The sequence below is a fragment of the Asticcacaulis sp. EMRT-3 genome (assembly GCF_030027245.1).
GTDB lineage: Bacteria > Pseudomonadota > Alphaproteobacteria > Caulobacterales > Caulobacteraceae > Asticcacaulis.
This window is the reverse complement of the sequence record NZ_JASERT010000001.1, coordinates 2,809,956-2,828,722: the sequence shown is the minus strand read 5'-3', so window position 1 is coordinate 2,828,722 and position 18,767 is coordinate 2,809,956. Positions and strand designations below refer to the sequence as shown.

The 18,767-nt window shown below is 62.1% G+C and carries 15 protein-coding genes, 1 pseudogene and 1 riboswitch; of the genes and pseudogenes, 12 read left to right on the top strand and 4 right to left on the bottom strand.

The window, feature by feature from the left end; genetic code table 11:
* The first annotated feature begins 332 nt into the window (after positions 1–332).
* Positions 333–515, top strand: a riboswitch (yybP-ykoY riboswitch).
* A gap of 3 nt (positions 516–518) precedes the next feature.
* From QB905_RS13295 to QB905_RS13285, 3 genes are read left to right on the top strand one after another with little or no spacing between them, the layout of a single operon-like run.
* Positions 519–1,523: a sodium:calcium antiporter gene (locus QB905_RS13295; RefSeq protein ID WP_282975507.1), complete on the top strand. Its 1,005-nt coding sequence runs from the start codon at positions 519–521 to the stop codon at positions 1,521–1,523.
* A 9-nt stretch (positions 1,524–1,532) separates the two neighbouring features.
* Positions 1,533–1,826 (top strand): 4Fe-4S dicluster domain-containing protein, encoded by a 294-nt coding sequence (locus QB905_RS13290; protein ID WP_282975506.1) that lies wholly within the window; start codon positions 1,533–1,535, stop codon positions 1,824–1,826.
* Positions 1,827–1,836: 10 nt separating this feature from the next.
* Positions 1,837–2,259, top strand: a complete 423-nt coding sequence (locus QB905_RS13285; RefSeq protein ID WP_282975505.1) for a DUF1801 domain-containing protein — start codon at positions 1,837–1,839, stop codon at positions 2,257–2,259.
* A 550-nt stretch (positions 2,260–2,809) separates the two neighbouring features.
* Here QB905_RS13285 and QB905_RS13280 read toward each other — a convergent pair.
* Positions 2,810–4,258, bottom strand: a pseudogene (locus QB905_RS13280) (MFS transporter).
* Between the two features lie 223 nt (positions 4,259–4,481).
* Between QB905_RS13280 and QB905_RS13275 the strand changes: the two are divergent.
* The 3 genes from QB905_RS13275 (at position 4,482) to QB905_RS13265 (ending at position 8,575) form a co-directional block, all read left to right on the top strand.
* Complete coding sequence (locus QB905_RS13275; protein ID WP_282975504.1) at positions 4,482–5,108, top strand: carbohydrate binding domain-containing protein; 627 nt, start codon at positions 4,482–4,484, stop codon at positions 5,106–5,108.
* 174 nt (positions 5,109–5,282) lie between these two features.
* Entirely contained in the window at positions 5,283–7,589 is a 2,307-nt protein-coding gene (locus tag QB905_RS13270; protein WP_282975503.1) for a glycoside hydrolase family 3 C-terminal domain-containing protein, read from the top strand.
* Between the two features lie 191 nt (positions 7,590–7,780).
* Complete coding sequence (locus QB905_RS13265) at positions 7,781–8,575, top strand: GDSL-type esterase/lipase family protein (protein ID WP_282975502.1); 795 nt, start codon at positions 7,781–7,783, stop codon at positions 8,573–8,575.
* 333 nt (positions 8,576–8,908) lie between these two features.
* On the opposite strand, the gene QB905_RS13260 is transcribed toward QB905_RS13265, so the two are convergent.
* On the bottom strand, positions 8,909–9,235 hold the full coding sequence (locus QB905_RS13260) for a cell division protein ZapA (RefSeq protein WP_282975501.1): 327 nt from the start codon (positions 9,233–9,235) through the stop codon (positions 8,909–8,911).
* Complete coding sequence (locus tag QB905_RS13255; RefSeq protein ID WP_282975500.1) at positions 9,235–9,549, bottom strand: DUF4164 family protein; 315 nt, start codon at positions 9,547–9,549, stop codon at positions 9,235–9,237. The genes QB905_RS13260 and QB905_RS13255 overlap by 1 nt, the downstream gene beginning before the upstream one ends.
* Before the next feature lie 132 nt (positions 9,550–9,681).
* Between QB905_RS13255 and tkt the strand changes: the two genes are divergently transcribed.
* Positions 9,682–11,664 carry a transketolase gene (tkt, locus tag QB905_RS13250; RefSeq protein WP_282975499.1) on the top strand — a complete coding sequence of 661 codons (1,983 nt, stop codon included), beginning with the start codon at positions 9,682–9,684 and terminating at the stop codon, positions 11,662–11,664.
* A gap of 283 nt (positions 11,665–11,947) precedes the next feature.
* Here the strand turns inward: tkt and QB905_RS13245 are convergent, their stop codons facing one another.
* A complete protein-coding gene (locus QB905_RS13245) occupies positions 11,948–12,589 on the bottom strand; it encodes an EF-hand domain-containing protein (protein WP_282975498.1) in 642 nt (213 codons plus the stop codon).
* 197 nt (positions 12,590–12,786) lie between these two features.
* On the opposite strand from QB905_RS13245, the gene QB905_RS13240 reads away from it, so the two are divergent.
* The 5 genes from QB905_RS13240 (at position 12,787) to fba (ending at position 18,738) form a co-directional block, all read left to right on the top strand.
* On the top strand, positions 12,787–13,515 hold the full coding sequence (locus QB905_RS13240) for a response regulator (RefSeq protein WP_282975497.1): 729 nt from the start codon (positions 12,787–12,789) through the stop codon (positions 13,513–13,515).
* An 8-nt stretch (positions 13,516–13,523) separates the two neighbouring features.
* Positions 13,524–15,056, top strand: coding sequence for a HAMP domain-containing sensor histidine kinase (locus tag QB905_RS13235; protein WP_282975496.1), 1,533 nt, complete (start codon positions 13,524–13,526; stop codon positions 15,054–15,056).
* Positions 15,057–15,214: 158 nt separating this feature from the next.
* A complete protein-coding gene (gap, locus tag QB905_RS13230) occupies positions 15,215–16,237 on the top strand; it encodes a type I glyceraldehyde-3-phosphate dehydrogenase (protein WP_282975495.1) in 1,023 nt (340 codons plus the stop codon).
* Positions 16,238–16,385: 148 nt separating this feature from the next.
* Positions 16,386–17,582, top strand: a complete 1,197-nt coding sequence (locus QB905_RS13225; RefSeq protein WP_282975494.1) for a phosphoglycerate kinase — start codon at positions 16,386–16,388, stop codon at positions 17,580–17,582.
* Between the two features lie 118 nt (positions 17,583–17,700).
* Positions 17,701–18,738, top strand: coding sequence for a class II fructose-bisphosphate aldolase (gene fba / locus QB905_RS13220; RefSeq protein ID WP_282975492.1), 1,038 nt, complete (start codon positions 17,701–17,703; stop codon positions 18,736–18,738).
* Positions 18,739–18,767 lie beyond the last annotated feature (29 nt).

Below are 18,767 nucleotides of genomic sequence, written 5' to 3'. Positions count from 1 at the left end.
ACATGCTCATCAAAATACCGAAATGCCGATTGATCGTAGGGTGTGGCGGCGCCATGAAGAATCGTGTCGATGCGGTTAAATCCTCTCAGACCTGACTATTCAGGTGGGAGCCAGGTGACTAGGACCACGGTCCAGATCAGAGCCAGCCCCCGTTCTAAGTGATTAAGGTCAGAAGGAATAGTGATCGCCACGGAAGCCACAGCAAGACCCGCCACGAACCTATAATAGGCCCGCACAGGAGCGAACTCAAGGCACCGTAACGCCGCAGCGCATAAAAGACGCCGCTTTTTGAAAAATGGCCCTTTTCCTGCACGAAAAAACACGCCATAAGGCCGCTATTGTCATTGGGGAGTAGCCGCCTCTGCGCTGTCAGAGGGTTCACATCAACATAATAGGCGCCACACGCGCCTTGGTGTGATCATAATCGGCAAGACCTTTGGCCGTGTAGCGGTTGCCCGGCCGGGCAAGACGCTGGCACGCGCCACTGGTTCATCTGCTTGCCCGGCCCCTGCTTTGATATGCTCCTGACCCTTATTCTGTTCATCGGCTCGGCCGTCGTCATCTATCTGGCGTGCGAATATTTCACCAACAGCATCGAATGGTGCGGCAAGCACCTCAATTTTGGCGCGACGGCGGTGGGTTCGGTGCTGGCCGCCTTCGGCACGGCCCTGCCCGAAAGCGCCGTCACCTTCACCGCCGTCGTCTTCGGCCACACCGCCCGCGCCAAGGACATCGGCGTCGGCGCGGCGATGGGCGGGCCACTGGTGCTGGCCACCATTGCTTACGGCGTGGTCGGCCTCGCTTTATGGCTTAACCGGCGCAAACTGGGCCGCCGCGATGCGATGGTGCAGGTCGAACATGGTCGCCTCAGCCGCGATCAACTGGCCTTTCTGGCCATTTTCGTCGTCAAGGTGGGTCTGGGCCTCGTCGCCTTCGCCTTCAAGCCGTGGCTGGGCGTACTGTTTCTCGCCGCCTATGCCCTCTATGTCTGGCGCGAGATCACCGCCCCCGACGAGTCAGATGAAGGCGATGATGAACTCGAACCGCTGAAACTCCGCCCCGGCCACCCCAGCCTGTTGTGGGCCAGCCTGCAAGCCGGTCTGTCCCTGCTCGTCATCGCCTTCGCCTCGCATCTGTTTGTGGCCCAGCTCGAACAGATCGGCGAAGCCCTGCACATGGCCCCGCATCTGGTGGCGCTGCTGCTGTCGCCGGTGGCCACCGAACTGCCCGAAACCATGAACGCCATCATCTGGGTGCGTCAGGGCAAGGAAAGGCTGGCCCTGGCCAATATTTCCGGCGCGATGATGATTCAGGCCACCATTCCTTCGGCGCTCGGCATCTTTTTTACGCCGTGGCGCTTCGATCACGCCCTGCTGGCTGCGGGCATCATTACGGCAGCGGCGATTATCGTGCTGTTTTTGATGTTCCGGCGTGGCCGCGTCGATGCGCGCGCCCTGACCGGCATCGCCGCGCTTTACGGCGTCTTCGCCCTGTGGCTGGTCTTTCTGCCGCTGGCGGGTTAATCATCCCTTATGGACACGCCCGACTGCAAACAGGCCCCCGGCGCCTTTCAGCCCGTGATTGATCGCACGACTTGCGAAGGCAAGGCCGATTGCGTCGTCATCTGCCCGTATGATGTCTTCGACCTCGGCATCCTGCCACCGGAAGACCGCACAGGCTTGCCGGTGATGGCCAAGGTGAAAGGCTTCCTGCATGGCTGGAAACAGAGCTTCGCCGTGCGCGCCGAAGCCTGCCGCGCCTGCGGCCTGTGCGTGCAGGCCTGTCCGGAAAAAGCCATCACCCTCAGGCGCACCAACCCCTCTTAAGGATCAGACCATGTCAGACCCGACAGCCTCCGACCTCATCTCCGGGCGCATTGCCGAACTGAATGACTGGCGCGGCGCGGCGCTGGCCCGGATGCGCGCCCTCATTCATGAGGCCGTGCCTGATGTGGTCGAGGAATGGAAATGGATGGGCACGCCGGTCTGGTCGCATAATGGCATCCTGTGTACCGGCGAATCCTACAAAAAGGTGGTCAAGCTGACCTTCGCCAAGGGCGCTGCGCTCGATGACCCCGCCCACCTGTTCAATTCCAGCCTTGACGGCCATGTGCGCCGCGCCATCGACATTCCTGAAGGCTTGGGGCCCGAAGGCGTCGAGATCGACGAGGCCGCCTTCAAGGCGCTGATTCTCGCGGCCGTGGCCCTCAATGCCCAAAAGCCCGCCAAGAAGAGCAGAGCTAAACCGGCAACTTCCTGAAAGAAAAAATAAAAGAATTCACCACGGAAAACACGGATCATGGCCTGCGGCCATGTCACGGATAAGAAAAGCGAGGATGCCGTCTATCCGTGTCATGACCCGCAAAGCGGATCATGATCCGTGTTTTCCGTGGTGAATTCTTTTTTCCTTGCCCCACCCTCAAACTCAATGAAAATCAGCGCCTGCACCCTCCTCCCTGCGCCCCAATCTTCCTTGGGCATGGGGAGGTGGCAGCGAGCGCAACGAAGGTGACGGAGGGGTCTGGCCAAAACGACATGCGCTTTGTTGCCGTCAAACCCCTTCACCAAGAGAGAAAGGAAAGTTAAGCCATGCAAACCCCGGAGTTTTGACCGGTATGTCATCAGGCTGCGCGCCCTTCTAAATTTGGGGCGTACAGGTTTTTCAACCCCGGAAAACACGGATCATGGCCTGCGGCCATGTAACGGATAAGAAAAGCGAGGATGCTGTCTATCCGTGTCATGACCCGCAAAGCGGATCATGATCCGTGTTTTCCGTGGTGAATTCTTTTTTCCTTGCCCCACCCTCAAACTCAATGAAAATCGGCCCCGCTCAGCGTATCGGTCGCCTCTTCCGCCGCCTTGGCCACCGGCAAATCGCGCGCCCCCAGAGGCCGCTCCTCCATCGACCACAACAGCAGAAATGCCGCCCCCATAGCGATGGCCGCGCCGATGAAGATCGGCCTGTAGATGCGCGCCGGATCGGCGACGTGGCTTAGGGTATCCGCCGACAGCGCCCCGTTGAAACTGTTGCCGAGGAGGGCGTAAATCTCACCAAACAGGATGGCCCCGAAAATCGCCACCAGGATCGCCCCGCCCAGCGAGCGGAAGAAGTTCATCACGCCGGTGGCCGTGCCCATCTGGTGACGCTCGACGATATTCTGCACCACCACGGTCGTCACCGGGAAGGTCGAACCGACCGCCGCATTGGCCACCACCAGACAGCCCAGATAGCTCCACAGAGTCAGGTGATCGGAAATGAAGATCAGCACCGTATAGAGCAGCGCGCCAATCCCCAGTCCCGCCAGCGGCAGGGCCTTGTATTTTCCGCTCTTGCTGCGCGCCATCATCTGGCCCGACAGGATGGCGCCGCCCACCACGCCCAGAGCCAGCGGCGTCATGGCCATGCCGGCCTCGGTGGCGCTTAAGTGAAAAATCAGTTGCAGATAAAGCGGGTTCTAGGCCCCGACCGACATCAATGTGCCCATGCTCAATGTGGCCACCAGTATGGCGCGCACCACAATGCCGTTTTTCAATATATCGGTCGGGATCAGCGGCTCGGCGGCCAGGCGCAGGCGCAAGGCAAACAGCAGCCAGAAGACGCCCGACACGATATAGGCCGCCCAGACCGGCACGCCCATAATCGCCGCGCCGCGCGTATTGATGGCCAGCATCAGCACCACCGCCGCCACCGCCATCAGGCCCGCGCCCGCCCAGTCGATCCTGTGGGCGCGTTCATAGCGCGGCAGCTTCATCAGGCCGCGATAGACGATCCACAGGGCCAGCACCCCCACCGGCAGATTGACCCAGAAGATCGACTGCCAGCCGAAATGCTCGGCCAGTACGCCGCCCAGGATCGGCCCGCCGAGGCTCGATGAGGTAAAAACGGCGGCGAACATGCCCTGAATACGGCCGCGCTCCTTGATCGTCACCACGTCCGAAATCACCGTCTGCACCAGCGACATCAGCCCGCCGCCGCCTAAGCCCTGAATGGCGCGCGCCGCAATCAGAAACAACATATTGGGCGACAGGCTGCACAAAAGCGAGCCCAGCAGAAACATGCCGATCGCCATCAGAAGCGTAGTGCGCCGCCCGATAATATCGGCCAGCTTGCCATATAGCGGTGTCACCACGGTGGAAGACAACAGATAGGCCGTCACCATCCACGGCAGATGCTGCACATCATTGAGCGCTCGGCCAATGGTCGGCAGGGCGGTCGATACGATGGTCTGATCCAGCGCCGCCAGCAGCAGCACCACCATCAGGCCGATGATGATCGAACGCACATCCTTAGGATCCAGAGGCGGCGCGCTGGCGGAAGACGGAGCATTCATGATTCGCGGGCTTTCGTGATTTTGCAGCAAGGTGGGCGAAGTCCGGTTTTTTAGCAAGTTGATGGCGAAAAGCGCGCCTATACCGCTAACACTTGACGCAACCGTCCATTCTTGGGCAGAACAGACCATCAAAAAGCAATGGGAGCGTCACATGTCACGTCCACTCAGCCTGATCCTCGCCGCCGTCCTGACTCTGGCCCCGCTGACACTGGCCCCGGCGGTCGTTCAGGCGCAGGATCTGATGGCGCACGCCCTCAACAAACCCGCCGCCGATCAGTGGAGTTCGTTTGGCACGGGCGAAAGCCACAAGCTCGCCCCGGACGATACGGTGCGCGGCGGCTGGGCCTATACGGTCAGCGCCGCCCAGCCCGGTCAGAACCCGTGGGACGTTCAGGCAGGCATCACCACCACCCAGGCCGTCAAATCCGGCGATGTGCTGCTGCTGGCCTTCTGGGCGCGCGCCGTCACCCCGCCTGCGGGCGCGACCAGCATCTCGGCCCCGGCGGTGATTCAGGAGGCCAGCGCCCCCTATACCCGCCTCGGCACGGAAAACCTGACCATCACGCCCGACTGGAAGCTCTATTATGTCACCGGCACCGCACAAAAAGATTATCTGCCGCAGGCCTTGCAAGGCAGCGTGCAGGTAGCCTCGGCGGCGCAGAGTGTGGCGCTCGGCCCCGTCTTCCTGCTCGATTACGGCCCCGGCTATAATCTGAGCTATCTGCCGGTCAATGATCCGCAGGCAGCGCGCGCCGATACGACGAAAAAGAAGAAATAGACATCCTCGCGCATTGGGGGCCACGCAACACGACGGAACCGCTCCCACGGGCGGTTCCACCCGGTATTTTTCGCGTTTTCCCCCTTATAGCCGCGCAGAATTCGGCTATAAGGCTTAAAGCCAGTGCTAAAAGAATAATAAAAAGAACCAAAGCTTGAACCGGGAGATCCCAGCATGACTACCCACCTTCGTCACACCCTCCAGCTCGTCAGCACCACAGCCCTGACCCTGACCCTGTCCTCCGCCTTGCTGATGGCGCCTCTGGCCGCCCAGGCCCAGGCCACCGCAACGCCCGCCACCGCAACGGCCCCCGCCGACCAGCCGTGGATGAATACCAGCCTCGACCCTTCGGCGCGTGCCGACGCTGCCGTCAAGGCCATGACCCAGGCCGAAAAGCTGCAACTGGTCTTCGGCTATTTCTCAACCAATGCGCCGTGGTTCACGGCGGGCACCAAGCGCTTTGAATTCCCGAAAGACGGCCTGCCCGATTCGGCCGGTTATGTGCCCGGTATTGCGCGCCTTGGCATTCCGGCCCAGTGGGAAACCGATGCGGGTGTCGGCGTCGCCACCCAGCGTTCACCCACGCCGCGCCTGCGCACCGCCCTGCCTTCGGGCATCAGCACCGCCGCCACCTGGGATCCGGGCATGGCCTTTGCCGGTGGCGCCATGATCGGCCACGAAGCGCGCCTGTCGGGCTTTAATGTGCAACTGGCCGGTGGCGTCGATTTGCTGCGCGAGCCGCGCAATGGCCGTAATTTCGAATATGCCGGTGAAGACCCGCTGCTGGCCGGCGTGATCGACGGCAATGAAATCAAGGGTATCCAGTCGAACCACATCATCTCGACACTCAAGCACTACGCCTTCAACGATCAGGAAACCAACCGCTTCACCATTGATGTCAAGATCGATGACAAGGCGGCCCGCGAATCCGACCTGCTCGCCTTCCAGATCGCCGATGAAATCGGCAAGCCCGGCGCGGTCATGTGCTCTTACAATCGCGTCAACGGCGCCTATGCCTGCGAAAACGACTGGCTGCTCAATCAGGTGCTGAAGACCGACTGGGGCTTCAAGGGCTATGTCATGTCGGACTGGGGTGCCACCCATTCCACCGTCGCCGCCGCCAATAATGGCCTCGATCAGGAATCGGGCTGGGCCTTCGACCGCTCGGCCTATTTCGAAGGCGCTTTGCAGGAAGCCGTCAATGCCGGCTATGTGCCGCAGGCCCGCCTCGACAACATGGCGCAACGCATCCTCTACGCCATGTTCGCCAATGGTCTGGTCGATGATCCGGTCAAGGGCGACCAGTCGGCCACCATCGACTATGTCGCCGATAACAAGATCAGCCAGGCCGATTCCGAAGCCGGTATCGTTCTGCTGAAGAACACGAAAGGCCTGCTGCCCATCGCCAAGACCGCCAAAAAGATCGTCATCATCGGCAGCCATGCCGATTTCGGCGTCCTGTCGGGCGGCGGCTCGTCACAGGTCTATGCTGTCGGCGCCAAGCGCTTTGACGGCGAAGGCCCCGATGGCTTCCCCGGGCCGATGACCTATTATGCCTCTTCGCCGATGAAGGGCATCGAGGCGCGCACCCAGGCATCCGTCACCTATCTCGACGGCAAGGATGTCAAGGCGGCGGCCAAGGCGGCGCGCGGTGCCGATCTGGTCATCGTCTTCGCCAACCAGTGGACCGGCGAAAGCATGGACGTGCCCGATCTCAACCTGCCCAATGGTCAGGATGCGCTGATTTCCGCCGTCGCCAAGGCCAATAAGAAAACCGCCGTGGTGCTGGAAACCGGCGGCCCCGTCGTCATGCCGTGGCTCGCCAGCGTTGGCGCCGTGGTCGAGGCCTGGTATCCGGGCACCAGCGGCGGCGAAGCGATTGCCCGCGTCCTGACCGGCGAGGTCAATCCGTCGGGCCATCTGCCCGCCACCTTCCCGGCCAGCGTGGCGCAATTGCCGCGCCCGGTGCTGGACGGCGATGTCAAGCTCGACGACAATTCGCATCCCCATACCGATTACAACATCGAAGGCGCGGCGGTTGGCTATAAATGGTTCGACAAGAAGGGCCTGACGCCGCTGTTTCCGTTCGGCCACGGCCTCAGCTATACCAGCTTCTCGCTCGGCGGCCTGTCCGCCGCCGCCGATGGCAAGGGGCTGAAGGCCAGCTTCACGGTGAAAAACACCGGCGCGGTCGAAGGCAAGGAAGTGGCGCAGATCTATGTGTCGCCCGTTGGCGATGCCGGCTGGGAAGCGCCCAAGCGCCTCGGCGGCTTCACCAAGGCCGATCTGAAGCCCGGCGAAAGCCAAACCCTGACGGCGAGCGTCGATCCGCGCCTGCTGGCCACCTATGATTCGGCCAGCAAGACCTGGACGGTGAAGGCCGGTGACTACAAGGTGATGCTGGCCACCTCGGCCACCGACATCGCCCAGACCGTCACCGTCCATCTCGACCAGCAAACCCTGGACGTGAAGGGCCAATAGAACGGATCAAAAAACCTTCCCCTCTCCCCATGAAAATGGGGAGAGGACGAGGCGCAAGGCGCAGCCGCCGATCCTCGGGTGAGGGGCTGGCCGCCGGTTGCGCTAAGGCCCCTCACCCGATCGCCTTCGCTACGCTCAGGCTCTCGTCCTCTCCCCTCATGGAGGGGAGAGGGAAATGATTTCGAGACACCATGATCCGCCAGTTAATCCTCATCCTGTCCCTGCTCATCGCCACGCTCGCGCCCACTGTCCACGCGCAAGATTACCAGTCCTCGCCGCCGCGACAGGACGCCACCCCGCGCGATTTCGGCCCATATCTCGGCCCTTACCGCGCCAAGGTCACCGCCAGGATGCTGGAGGATTTCGGCGAGCAATATCTTTATGCGCCGCAAAATGCCGCCCTGCCCGCGCCTGCGCCTGACGAACAGCGCGTGGTTTTCCTGGGCGATTCGATCACCGACCGCTGGAATCTGGCCAAGTTCTTTCCCGGCAAACCCTATGTCAATCGCGGCATTGGCGGTCAGGTGACCACACAGATGCTGGTGCGCTTCCATGCCGATGTGGTGGCCCTGCATCCGGCGGCGGTGGTGATTCTGGCCGGTATCAATGATGTGCAGGGCGTGTTTCAGGTCGAAACCGAACAGCAGATCGAAACCAATTATGAAGCGATGGCCGAACTGGCGCAAGCTCACGGCATCAAACCGATCTTTACCGAGATCATGCCGGTCAATAATTACACACCCAATGCCGCCACGGTCTTGCAGGATCGCCACCCGGACGAACTGGCGCGGATCAATGCGTGGCTCGCCGCCTATTGCGCCGCCCACCATGATCAACTGATCGATTACGGCCCGGTTTTGCGCGACGATAAGGGTCTGATGCGCGCCGACTATACCAGCGACGGCATCCACCCGACCGACCAAGCCTATGCGGTCATGGCCCCCCTCGCCGAACAGGCCATCGCAGCGGCGCTGGCAAAGCCTTAATCAGTCTCTATGGTTAGATTTTAGAAAACTCCCCCTGATTTCAGGGGGAGGTGGCGCATCGCGCCGGAGGGGGTTAATTCCCGTCGATCCGCCGGGCGGAATTTAACCCCACCCGCCCCCGTTCGGGGGCACCCTCCCCTGAAATCAGGGGAGGCTAGAGCAACGAGCGTTTAATTTGACTTACAAATTGAATGCGAGATGCGGAAAAACGTAAAATGTAGAGCGGGTTGCATGCCTTTGACCGATTCAATCAGAATGCAAACCGCTCTAGATATAACGAAAAACGGGCTCTGAAGATGGCCCTCACCTCGCTTTACCCTTAAACACAACCCCTCACGTCGCCAGCAGCTTTTCCAGCCGCTCGGCGGCGTCGGCGATGGCGAAGGCCGCCTTACGCTCCATTTCGTGCGCCCCGGCATTCATGCGCGCCGTGGCCGAATGCGCCTCGGCCAACTGGGTGCGCAGTTCCTGCATCTCGTCGATCATCAGAAGCGCCCCCATCAGGAACAGACGCACCTCGCCGATGGCCCCGACATCGGACACCACCATCTCGACATGCTCATTGAACACCCGCGCCAGTTCGGTGACGCGCGCTTCCTGACCGTCGGCGCACCCGACGACGTAAGGCTTGTTATTGACCCTGACCGTGACCTCGCCCATCAGGCTGCCTCCTCGTCCATCAGTTGCCGAATTTCGCTGGCCGCAGAGCCCAGCGCCGCATAGGCCTCTTCGGCGGCGGCGGCCATTTCGGCGTTTTGCGCGCGCGCCACATCCAGTTCTACGAGCAGGCGCTGGTAATCTTCCTGCCGGATGTCATCGTGGTTTTTCTCATATTCGGGAATGGGTTGCCCGCTTTGCAGGGCGCGCACCCGCGCCTCCAGCGCCGCCAACGCCCGGTCAAGGCGATTGACCGCCACGGCCAGATTACCGCCACCTGCCGATGGGTTCATATGCCCCTGGGGTGTCTGCTCCATATCGACCTCCGATACCCGCCAGCCGCATTTCGAATGCCCGTGGCGTGAAAAAACCTACACTTGTGCGGCAAGTTCCGCTAAAGCCTGCGGCAACTTCACCTCTCATATGCTTACTTTAATAGAGACTCGCCCATGACCACAAGCGCCACCTCAACGAAGCCGTCACTGACCGTGATGGCCGACGCCATTCGCGTGCTGTCGATGGAAGCCGTCCACCGCGCCAAATCGGGCCATCAGGGGATGCCGATGGGCATGGCCGATGTCGCCACTGTCTTGTGGACGAAGTTTCTCAAATACGATCCGTCGCGCCCCGACTGGGCCGACCGCGACCGCTTCGTGCTGTCGGCAGGCCACGGCTCGATGCTGCTCTATGCGCTGTTGCACCTGACCGGCTTTAAATCGGTCAGCATGGACGACATCAAAAACTTCCGCCAGTGGGGCGCCGCCACCCCCGGCCACCCCGAATATGGCCACACGGCGGGCGTTGAATGCACGACCGGCCCGCTCGGTCAGGGTCTGGCCACGGCGGTCGGCATGGCGATGGCCGAACGCCACCTCAATGCCCGCTTCGGCGACGCCCTCGTCAACCACAAGACCTGGGTGATCGCCGGTGACGGCTGCCTGATGGAGGGCGTATCGCACGAGGCGATTTCTCTGGCCGGACGCTACAGGCTGAACAACCTGATCGTTTTGTTCGACGACAACAATGTCACCATCGACGGCTGGGCCACGGTGGCTGAAACCGGCGACCAGCAGGCGCGCTTCAAGGCGGCGGGCTGGGCGGTCAAGGCGGTCGATGGCCATGACCATGCGAAAATCGCCGCCGCGATGCGCTGGGCGCAAAATCAGGACAGGCCGGTGATGATCGCCTGCAAGACCAAGGTGTCCAAGGGCGCGGGCCCGCTGGAAGGCGACAAGCACGGCCACGGCTATAATCTGATGGACGATCAGATCAAGGCGGCGCGCGCGGCCATGAACTGGACCGCCGAACCCTTCACCGTGCCTGCCGACATCAAGAAAGCCTGGGAGGCCGCTGGCCGTAAGGGCACGCGGGTGCGCAAAACCTGGGAAGCCACCGCCAGGGCCCATCCGCAGGGCGCGGAACTGACCGCCACACTCAGCGGCCAACTGCCCGCCAATGCCTTTGCCGCGCTCGACGCCCATATCAACGACGCCATCGCCACCATGCCCGCCGACGCCACGCGCTCGTGCTCCGGCAAGGCGCTGGCCACGCTGGTGCCCGCCATCGACACCATGATCGGCGGCTCGGCCGACCTGACCGGCTCGGTCAATACGCTGGTGAAGGACATGACGGATTTCGACATCGAAAATTACGGTGGCCGCTATGTCCGTTACGGCGTGCGCGAATTCGGCATGGCGGCGGCGATGAACGGGATGGCCCTGCACGGCGGCGTGATCCCTTACGCCGGCACCTTCTTTGTGTTTTCCGACTATTCACGTCCGGCCATCCGTCTGGGGGCCCTGATGGGGGCCAAGGTCGTGCACGTCATGACGCACGATTCGATCGGTGTCGGTGAAGACGGCCCCACCCACCAGCCGGTCGAGCATCTGGCCTCGTATCGCGCCATGCCGGGCCTGCACGTTTTCCGCCCCGCCGATATGGTCGAGGCCGCCGAATGCTGGAAGCTGGCCCTGAAAGCCAAGGGCCCGTCCATGCTCGTCCTGTCGCGCCAGAAGGTGCCCGCTCTGCGCACGCAAGGCGGCGACCTGGCCGCCAAAGGGGCCTATGAGATCAAGCCTGCCTCGGCGGAAGCCAAGGTGACGATCTTCGCCACCGGCACCGAGGTTTCGGTGGCCGTGGCGGCGCAAACCCTGCTCGAAGCCGAGGGCATCGCCACCCGCGTTGTGTCCGTCCCCTCATGGGATCTGTTCGCAGCGCAAAGCGCAGCCTATCAGGCCGGGGTGATCGGTAATGCCCCTGTGCGCGTCGCGGTCGAAGCGGCGGTCAAGGAAGGCTGGGAACGCTTCATCGGCGAGGATGGCATCTTTGTCGGCATGACCGGTTTCGGCGCCTCGGCCCCGGCGGAACGCCTGTTCAAGGAATTCGGCATCACCGCCGAAAACGTCGCCGCGAAAGCCAAGGCGGCGCTCTAGAGTGGTCTGCATTCTGATTGAATCGGTCAAAGGAATGCAACCCACTCTACATTTTACATTTTTCCGCATCTCGCATTCAATTTGTAAGTCAAATTAAACGCTCGTTGCTCTAAACAAAAAAGAACCGTGACAGCGGCGGCTGTCACGGTTCATCTGCTTACAACCGGCTCCGGGGAGATACCGGTCGGCAACAGACCAGGCCGTTCTGGACGGCTTAGCCGTCGTGCAGAACGTTCGGGATTTCAAACGCCGCTACCGACCCGATCCGTCGCCTCTTTTCAGATTATTTTTGCGCAGGCGCAGCGCCGTTTTCCGGCGGGCCAGCGGGTGCATCCGCGGGCGGTTGCGGCCATTCGCTGGCCTCCAGCACGCCATCATGATTGGTGTCGAGCTTGTCGAAGCGCGCCTTCATGCGAGCGGAAAACTCGGCAAAGCTGATCTTGCCATCGCCATTCGTATCGAGTGCCTTCAAAGCCATCGGCCCCATACCGTGGCCCATATGTCCCGTGGCCATCGGCAGCGGGCCATCATGATCACGCCGCCATCCACCCTGATGTTTCATGCCGTGGTGACGCCAGCCGTGCTGCCAGCCGCCCATCCTGCCTTTGGGCCCATGCGGCGGGCGGGCGGCATTGAATTCGGCCTCGCTGATACTGCCGTCGTGATTGGTGTCGAGCCGGTCGAACATCCGCCCGGCCATCTTGTCGGCCATCTTATCGGCCATCTTCTGCATCGGCGCGGCCAGTTCGGCCTTGTCGAGCTTGCCATCGTGATTGGTGTCAAGTTCGGCGAAACTGGGACGATGCATATGACAGCCATCGGCAGGCGGAGGCGGGGGTGCGGCGTCTTGCGCCAGGGCGGGCGCGGCCAGCAGAACCGCTGCGCTGCCCAGCAGGCTGCCAAGGGCGAGGCTAGGTTTCAACATGATGTTTTTCCTCATCTGGGGTTGCAGGCGTCCGCCGCCGCCGGGAACCCCCATCCTGCCGCCCGCCTGTTGCCCGGCAATGTCAGAAAACAGCGCATTTGGGCGCGATTGCGTTTTCATGTTACAAACCGGCAATCAGAAGGCCGTAAGGTTTCGCCACCTTGCCCGCGTCCTTTTGCGCCTTCTTGGAACCTTTCATGCTCATGTCCAGCCCCACGCCCGCCCCAGCCAGTCCGCCGCGCGTCCTGATCGTCGATGACGACCCCGACCTGCGCGAACTGATCAGCCAGTTCCTGTCGAACAACGGCTATGCCGTCCACACCGCCGCTCAGGCGCGCGACATGGACAAGATCCTGGCGCGTGGCGACATCGAACTGGTAGTGCTCGACTATATGATGCCGGGCGAGGATGGCCTGTCGGTGTGCAAGCGCCTCAATGAAGGCGGCGGCCCGCCGGTCATCATGCTGTCGGCGCGCGGTGAGGAGATTGACCGCATTGTCGGGCTCGAACTGGGGGCCGACGACTATATGGCCAAGCCGTTTCATCCGCGCGAACTGCTGGCCCGCATCCGCGCCGTGCTGCGCCGCCGCGAAGCGCACGCCGGTCAGGACGGCACATCGCCGCTCAGCCATTTCTTCGGCTGGCAGCTCGACAATATCAAGCGCACCCTGATCCGGCCCGACGGGATGCAGGTGGCCCTGTCCAATGCCGAATTCGAGCTGCTGCGCGTCTTTCTGGATCGCCCCGGCCGCGCCCTGTCACGCGACCAGATCCTCGATTACCTGCATGGCCCCAATGCCGAATCGTTCGACCGCGCCATCGATGTGCAGATTTCGCGCCTGCGCCGCAAGCTGAGCGACGACCATGCCGAGGACATTATCCGCACGATCCGCGGCATCGGCTATATGTTCAAGCCGCTGAAATAGCGCCGCACATGCCCGAAACCACGCCTGCGTCCCCCGCTCCGGTTCGGCGCGACACCCTGAACGCCCTGCCCATCTTCTGGCAGGTGCTGGGCCTGTCGCTGATCGTGCTGGCCCTGGCCCTGATCATCAATACCCTGCTGGTGCTGAAGGCTCCGGCCCCGCCGCCTTCGGGCTATACGCTGGCCGAGGCCGCCGCCGCCCTGAAAACCGGTCAGGCGCGCCTGCATAACGGCCATCTGTTGCGCGCCGAAACCCGCGACGTTCCGCCCGACTATGTGGTGCGCGATCCCGGCCATCAAACCGGCATTTGGGCGTTTCAGGCCCTTGTCAGCGCGCGCCTCGCCGAGGAACTGGCCGTGCCGGTCGATACGATCTGGGTGCATTTCACGCCCCGCCGCGATTTCGAGCATCACCGCTCTGCCGACCGCCTGTTTGGCCCGGATCAGGGCCCGCCGCAACAAGGCCCGCTGAATCAAGCTGTGCCGCCCGTGCAAAACGGCCCCGGCCATCACCCTTTGCCGCCTTTCGGTCTGCGTCCGCATGATTTCGGCGGGCCGAGCATAACCGCCGATACGCGCGCCAATATCATCTTTCCGGCCTTCAGTGCCGCCTGGAAACTGCCCAATGGCCGTTACCGCGTCATCACCGAGCCGAAGACCCTGATCGAGCCGTGGCAGGAACGCCTGCTGTTCGGTTTCGGCCTGGGGGCGCTGATCATCCTGCCGCTGGCCTATCTGTTGTCGCAGCGCCTGTCGCGGCCGATCATCGCCTTTTCGGAAGCCGCCGCCAAGCTCAGCGTCGAGGACGACGCGCCGCCCGTTCTGGCCGTGGGGCCGCGCGAAGTGCGCCAGGCCGCGCTCGTGCTCAACGCCATGCAAATGCGCATCCGTAAGCAGGTGGAAAGCCGCACCATGCTGATGGGGGCCATCGCCCATGACCTGAAAACGCCGCTGGCGCGGATGCGTCTGCGGATCGAGGATCTGCCGACGCCCATTCGTGATAAGCTGTCTCAGGACATTGCCCATATGGACGGCCTGATCCGCTCGGCCATGAGTTTCACCAGCGCCCACAAGCTGGGCGAAAGCTTACGTCCGCTCGATTTGTCTTCACTTGTCGAAAGCCTGGCCGAAGACTTAAGCGCGATCTGCGAGATCGAAACGCCGCTGATCGAGGCGCATGTCACGGTGCGCGGCGACCAGATTGCGCTTAGCCGCATCCTCACCAATCTGATCGAGAATGCCGGGCGTTATGCCGGCGGTTGCCGCATCGCGCTTTCGACGCGCGGCAACATGGCCGAACTGCACATCCTCGATGAGGGCCCCGGCCTGCCGCCGGAGACGCTGGAGGCCGTGTTCGAGCCGTTTTACCGGCTGGAAGCCTCGCGCAACCGCGATACGGGCGGCACGGGTCTGGGCCTCAGCGTGGCCCGCGCCCTGGCCGAGGCGCAGGGCGGGGCGCTCACCCTGCACAACCGCTATGCCGGTTCTGAGATCGCCGGACTGGAGGCGCGCCTTACCCTGCCGCTGTGGCGCGAGGGGTAGATAAGCGCATCGAAATAAGGCCCCGCTCTGGAATTGCGATGATAGCGTTATCATATGGAGTGCAGCGCGAAATAGGGCTTGACTTGACGGGCCTTCGGTTTGAAGAACCACGCGCGCCTGTCCTTGAGCTTTGCGTCTTATAAAAAGGAATGTCCATCATGGCTTTACGTGTCGCCATCAACGGCTTTGGCCGTATCGGTCGTAACATCCTGCGTTCGATCATCGAATACAACCGTACCGACATCGAAGTGGTTGCGATCAACGATCTGGGCCCGGTGGAAACCAATGCACACCTGCTGCGCTACGATTCGATCCACGGCCGCTTCCCCGCCAAGGTGACGGTGGACGGCGACAGCCTGATCATCGAGGCCAATGGCAAGACCTATGCGCCGATCAAGGTGACGGCGATCCGCAATCCTGCCGAGCTGCCGCACAAGGCGCTGAACGTGGACATCGCCTTTGAATGCACGGGCATCTTCACGGCGCGCGACAAGGCCGCCGCCCATCTCGAAGCGGGCGCCAAGCGCGTCCTCGTCTCTGCCCCTTCGGACGGCGCCGACAAGACCATCGTGTACGGCGTCAATACCGACAGCCTGACCGCGCAGGATATGGTCATCTCCAACGCCTCGTGCACCACCAACTGTCTGGCCCCTGTCGCCAAGGTGCTGAACGATCTGTGCGGCATCGAGTCGGGCTATATGACGACGATCCACTCCTATACCAATGACCAGCCCTCGCTCGACCAGATGCACAAGGATCTGTATCGCGCCCGCGCCGCCGCCCTTTCCATCATCCCGACCTCGACCGGTGCGGCCAAGGCCATCGGTCTGGTCATCCCGGAGCTGAAGGGCAAGTTCGATGGCTCGTCGGTGCGCGTGCCGACGCCGAACGTCTCCTGCGTCGATCTGGTCTTCAATGCGGGCCGCGACGTGACCAAGGACGAGATCAACGCCGCCATCAAGGCCGCCGCCGATGGCGCCATGAAGGGCGTGCTGGCCTATACGGACGAGCCTTTGGTATCGCGCGATTTCAACCATGAACCGGCGTCCTCGACCTTCGCCCTGCCGCAAACCCAGGTCATCGGCAGCCGTCTGGTGCGCATCCTGTCATGGTACGACAATGAGTGGGGCTTCTCGACCCGCATGGCCGACACCGCCGTCGCGTTTGGCAAATTCCTCTGATAAACAGACCCCGCCGGGTATGCCTGGCGGGGTTTTTCATAAAGCCCCCTATACCTCCCTGAACGCGAAGCGTTTGGGGAGGGGGACCATGAGCGTAGCGAATGGTGGTGGGGTTTCTGACTGTCCTTTTCCTTCGCCGGAGCCTTCCATGACCTTCAAAACCCTCGACGACCTGTCCGATCTCCACGGCAAGACCGCTTTGGTGCGCGTCGATTTCAACGTGCCGGTCGAGGATGGTCGCATCACCGACGACACCCGCCTGAAGGTGGCCCTGCCGACGATCAAAAAGCTGCAATCTCTGGGCGCGAAAATCGCCCTACTGGCCCATTTCGACCGCCCGAAAGGCAAGGTCGTGCCGGAGATGAGCCTGAAATTCGTCGCGCCCGCCCTGTCGGCCCTGCTCGGCACCACGGTCGCCTTCGCCGCCGATTGCGTTGGCCCCGACGCCGCCGATGTGCTGAAACTGCTGCCTGCGGGCGGCGTGGCCCTGCTCGAAAATGTCCGCTTCCATGCCGGCGAAGAAAAGAACGATCCTGACTTTGCCGCGCAACTGGCCGCGCTCGGCGATCTCTACGTCAATGACGCCTTTTCCGCCGCCCACCGCGCCCACGCCTCCACCGAAGGCGTCGCCCATCTGCTGCCGTCCTATGCGGGCGAAAGCATGAAGCGCGAACTTCTGGCGCTCGATAAGGCGCTGGGCAATCCTGAACGCCCGACGCTTGGCATTGTCGGCGGCTCGAAGGTTTCGACCAAGCTCGACCTGCTGAAAAACCTGGTCAGCAAGCTCGATTACCTGTCGATTGGCGGCGGCATGGCCAATACCTTCCTTTATGCGCAAGGTTATGATGTCGGCGGGAGCTTGTGCGAAAAAGACCTGAAAGCCACCGCCCTTGAGATCATGGCCGCGGCGGCGCAAGCCGATTGCCGCATCCTGCTGCCGCTCGACATCGTGGTGGCACAGGATTTCAAGGCCCACGCCGCCAACCGTACCGAGGATATTGGCGCAGCGCTTTCGGACGCCGACAAGATCTTCGATGCAGGCCCGAAAACGGTCGATGAACTGTGCAAGGTGATGGCCGGTGCCAAAACCCTGATCTGGAACGGCCCCTTGGGTGTGTTCGAATTGCCACCCTTTGATGCAGCAACCGTGGCGGCAGCGAAATTTGCTGCGTCACAAACCAAAGCCGGTAAACTGGTAGCGGTTGCGGGCGGTGGCGACACCGTGGCGGCGCTCAACCATGCCGGCGTCATGGCCGACATGACCTTTGTTTCGACCGCTGGCGGGGCCTTCCTCGAATGGATGGAAGGCAAGGTGCTGCCGGGCGTCGCCGCGCTCGAAGCCTGAAACAGGTTACGGAAACATAATTGAATTTTACAACGGGCGGCGGCACAACAGGTCAAAAGACCACGCCGCCCGGCGATTTTGAGGCCCCGCCACAGGGCCACCATGAAAGAGGAACACGATGGCTCGTATCAGCTTACGACAATTGCTCGACCACGCCGCCGAGAACGGCTACGGTATGCCCGCCTTCAATATCAACAATATGGAGCAGGGCACCGCGATCATGGAGGCGGCGCGCAAAACGCAGTCGCCTGTGATCCTGCAAGCCTCGCGTGGCGCGCGCGCCTATGCCAATGACCTGATGCTGAAACGCATCATCAATGCCCTGGCCGAAATCTACCCCGAAATTCCGCTCTGTATGCACCAGGATCACGGCAATTCCTTGGGCACCTGCGCCTCGGCCATCCAGCACGGCTTCACCTCGGTGATGATGGATGGTTCGTTGATGGCCGACGCCAAGACCCCCGCCGATTTCGACTATAATGTCGATGTCACGCGCAAGGTGGTCGAGATGGCCCATGCCTGCGGCGTGTCGGTCGAAGGCGAGCTGGGCGTGCTGGGCTCACTCGAAACCGGCATGGGCGAGGCGGAGGACGGCCACGGCGCCGAAGGCGTTCTGTCGCACGACCAGCTCCTGACCGACCCCGAACAGGCGGTTGAGTTCGTCGCCAAAACCCACGTCGATGCCCTGGCCATTGCGATGGGCACCTCGCACGGCGCTTACAAATTCACGCGCAAACCCGATGGCGAAGTGCTGGCCATGCACGTCATCGCCGAGATCCACAAGCGCCTGCCCAATACCCACCTGGTCATGCACGGCTCGTCCTCGGTGCCGCAGGATTTGCAGGACATTATCAACGAAAACGGCGGCGAAATCCCGCAAACCTGGGGCGTTCCGGTCGAGGAATTGCAAAAGGCGATCAAGATGGGCGTGCGCAAAATCAATATTGATACCGATCTGCGTCTGGCCATCACCGCCGGTATCCGCAAGACCTTTGTGGAGAGCCCGTCGGTCTTCGACCCGCGCACCTATTTCAAGCCGGCCTATGCCCTGATGCAACAGGTCTGCGAAGACCGCTTCGAACAGTTCGGCGCGGCGGGCATGGCGCCGAAGATCAAGCCGGTCAGCTTGCAGGCCATGACGCAGTTTTATCTGTAATCATGGGGGAAACAGGTTTCCCCCATGCG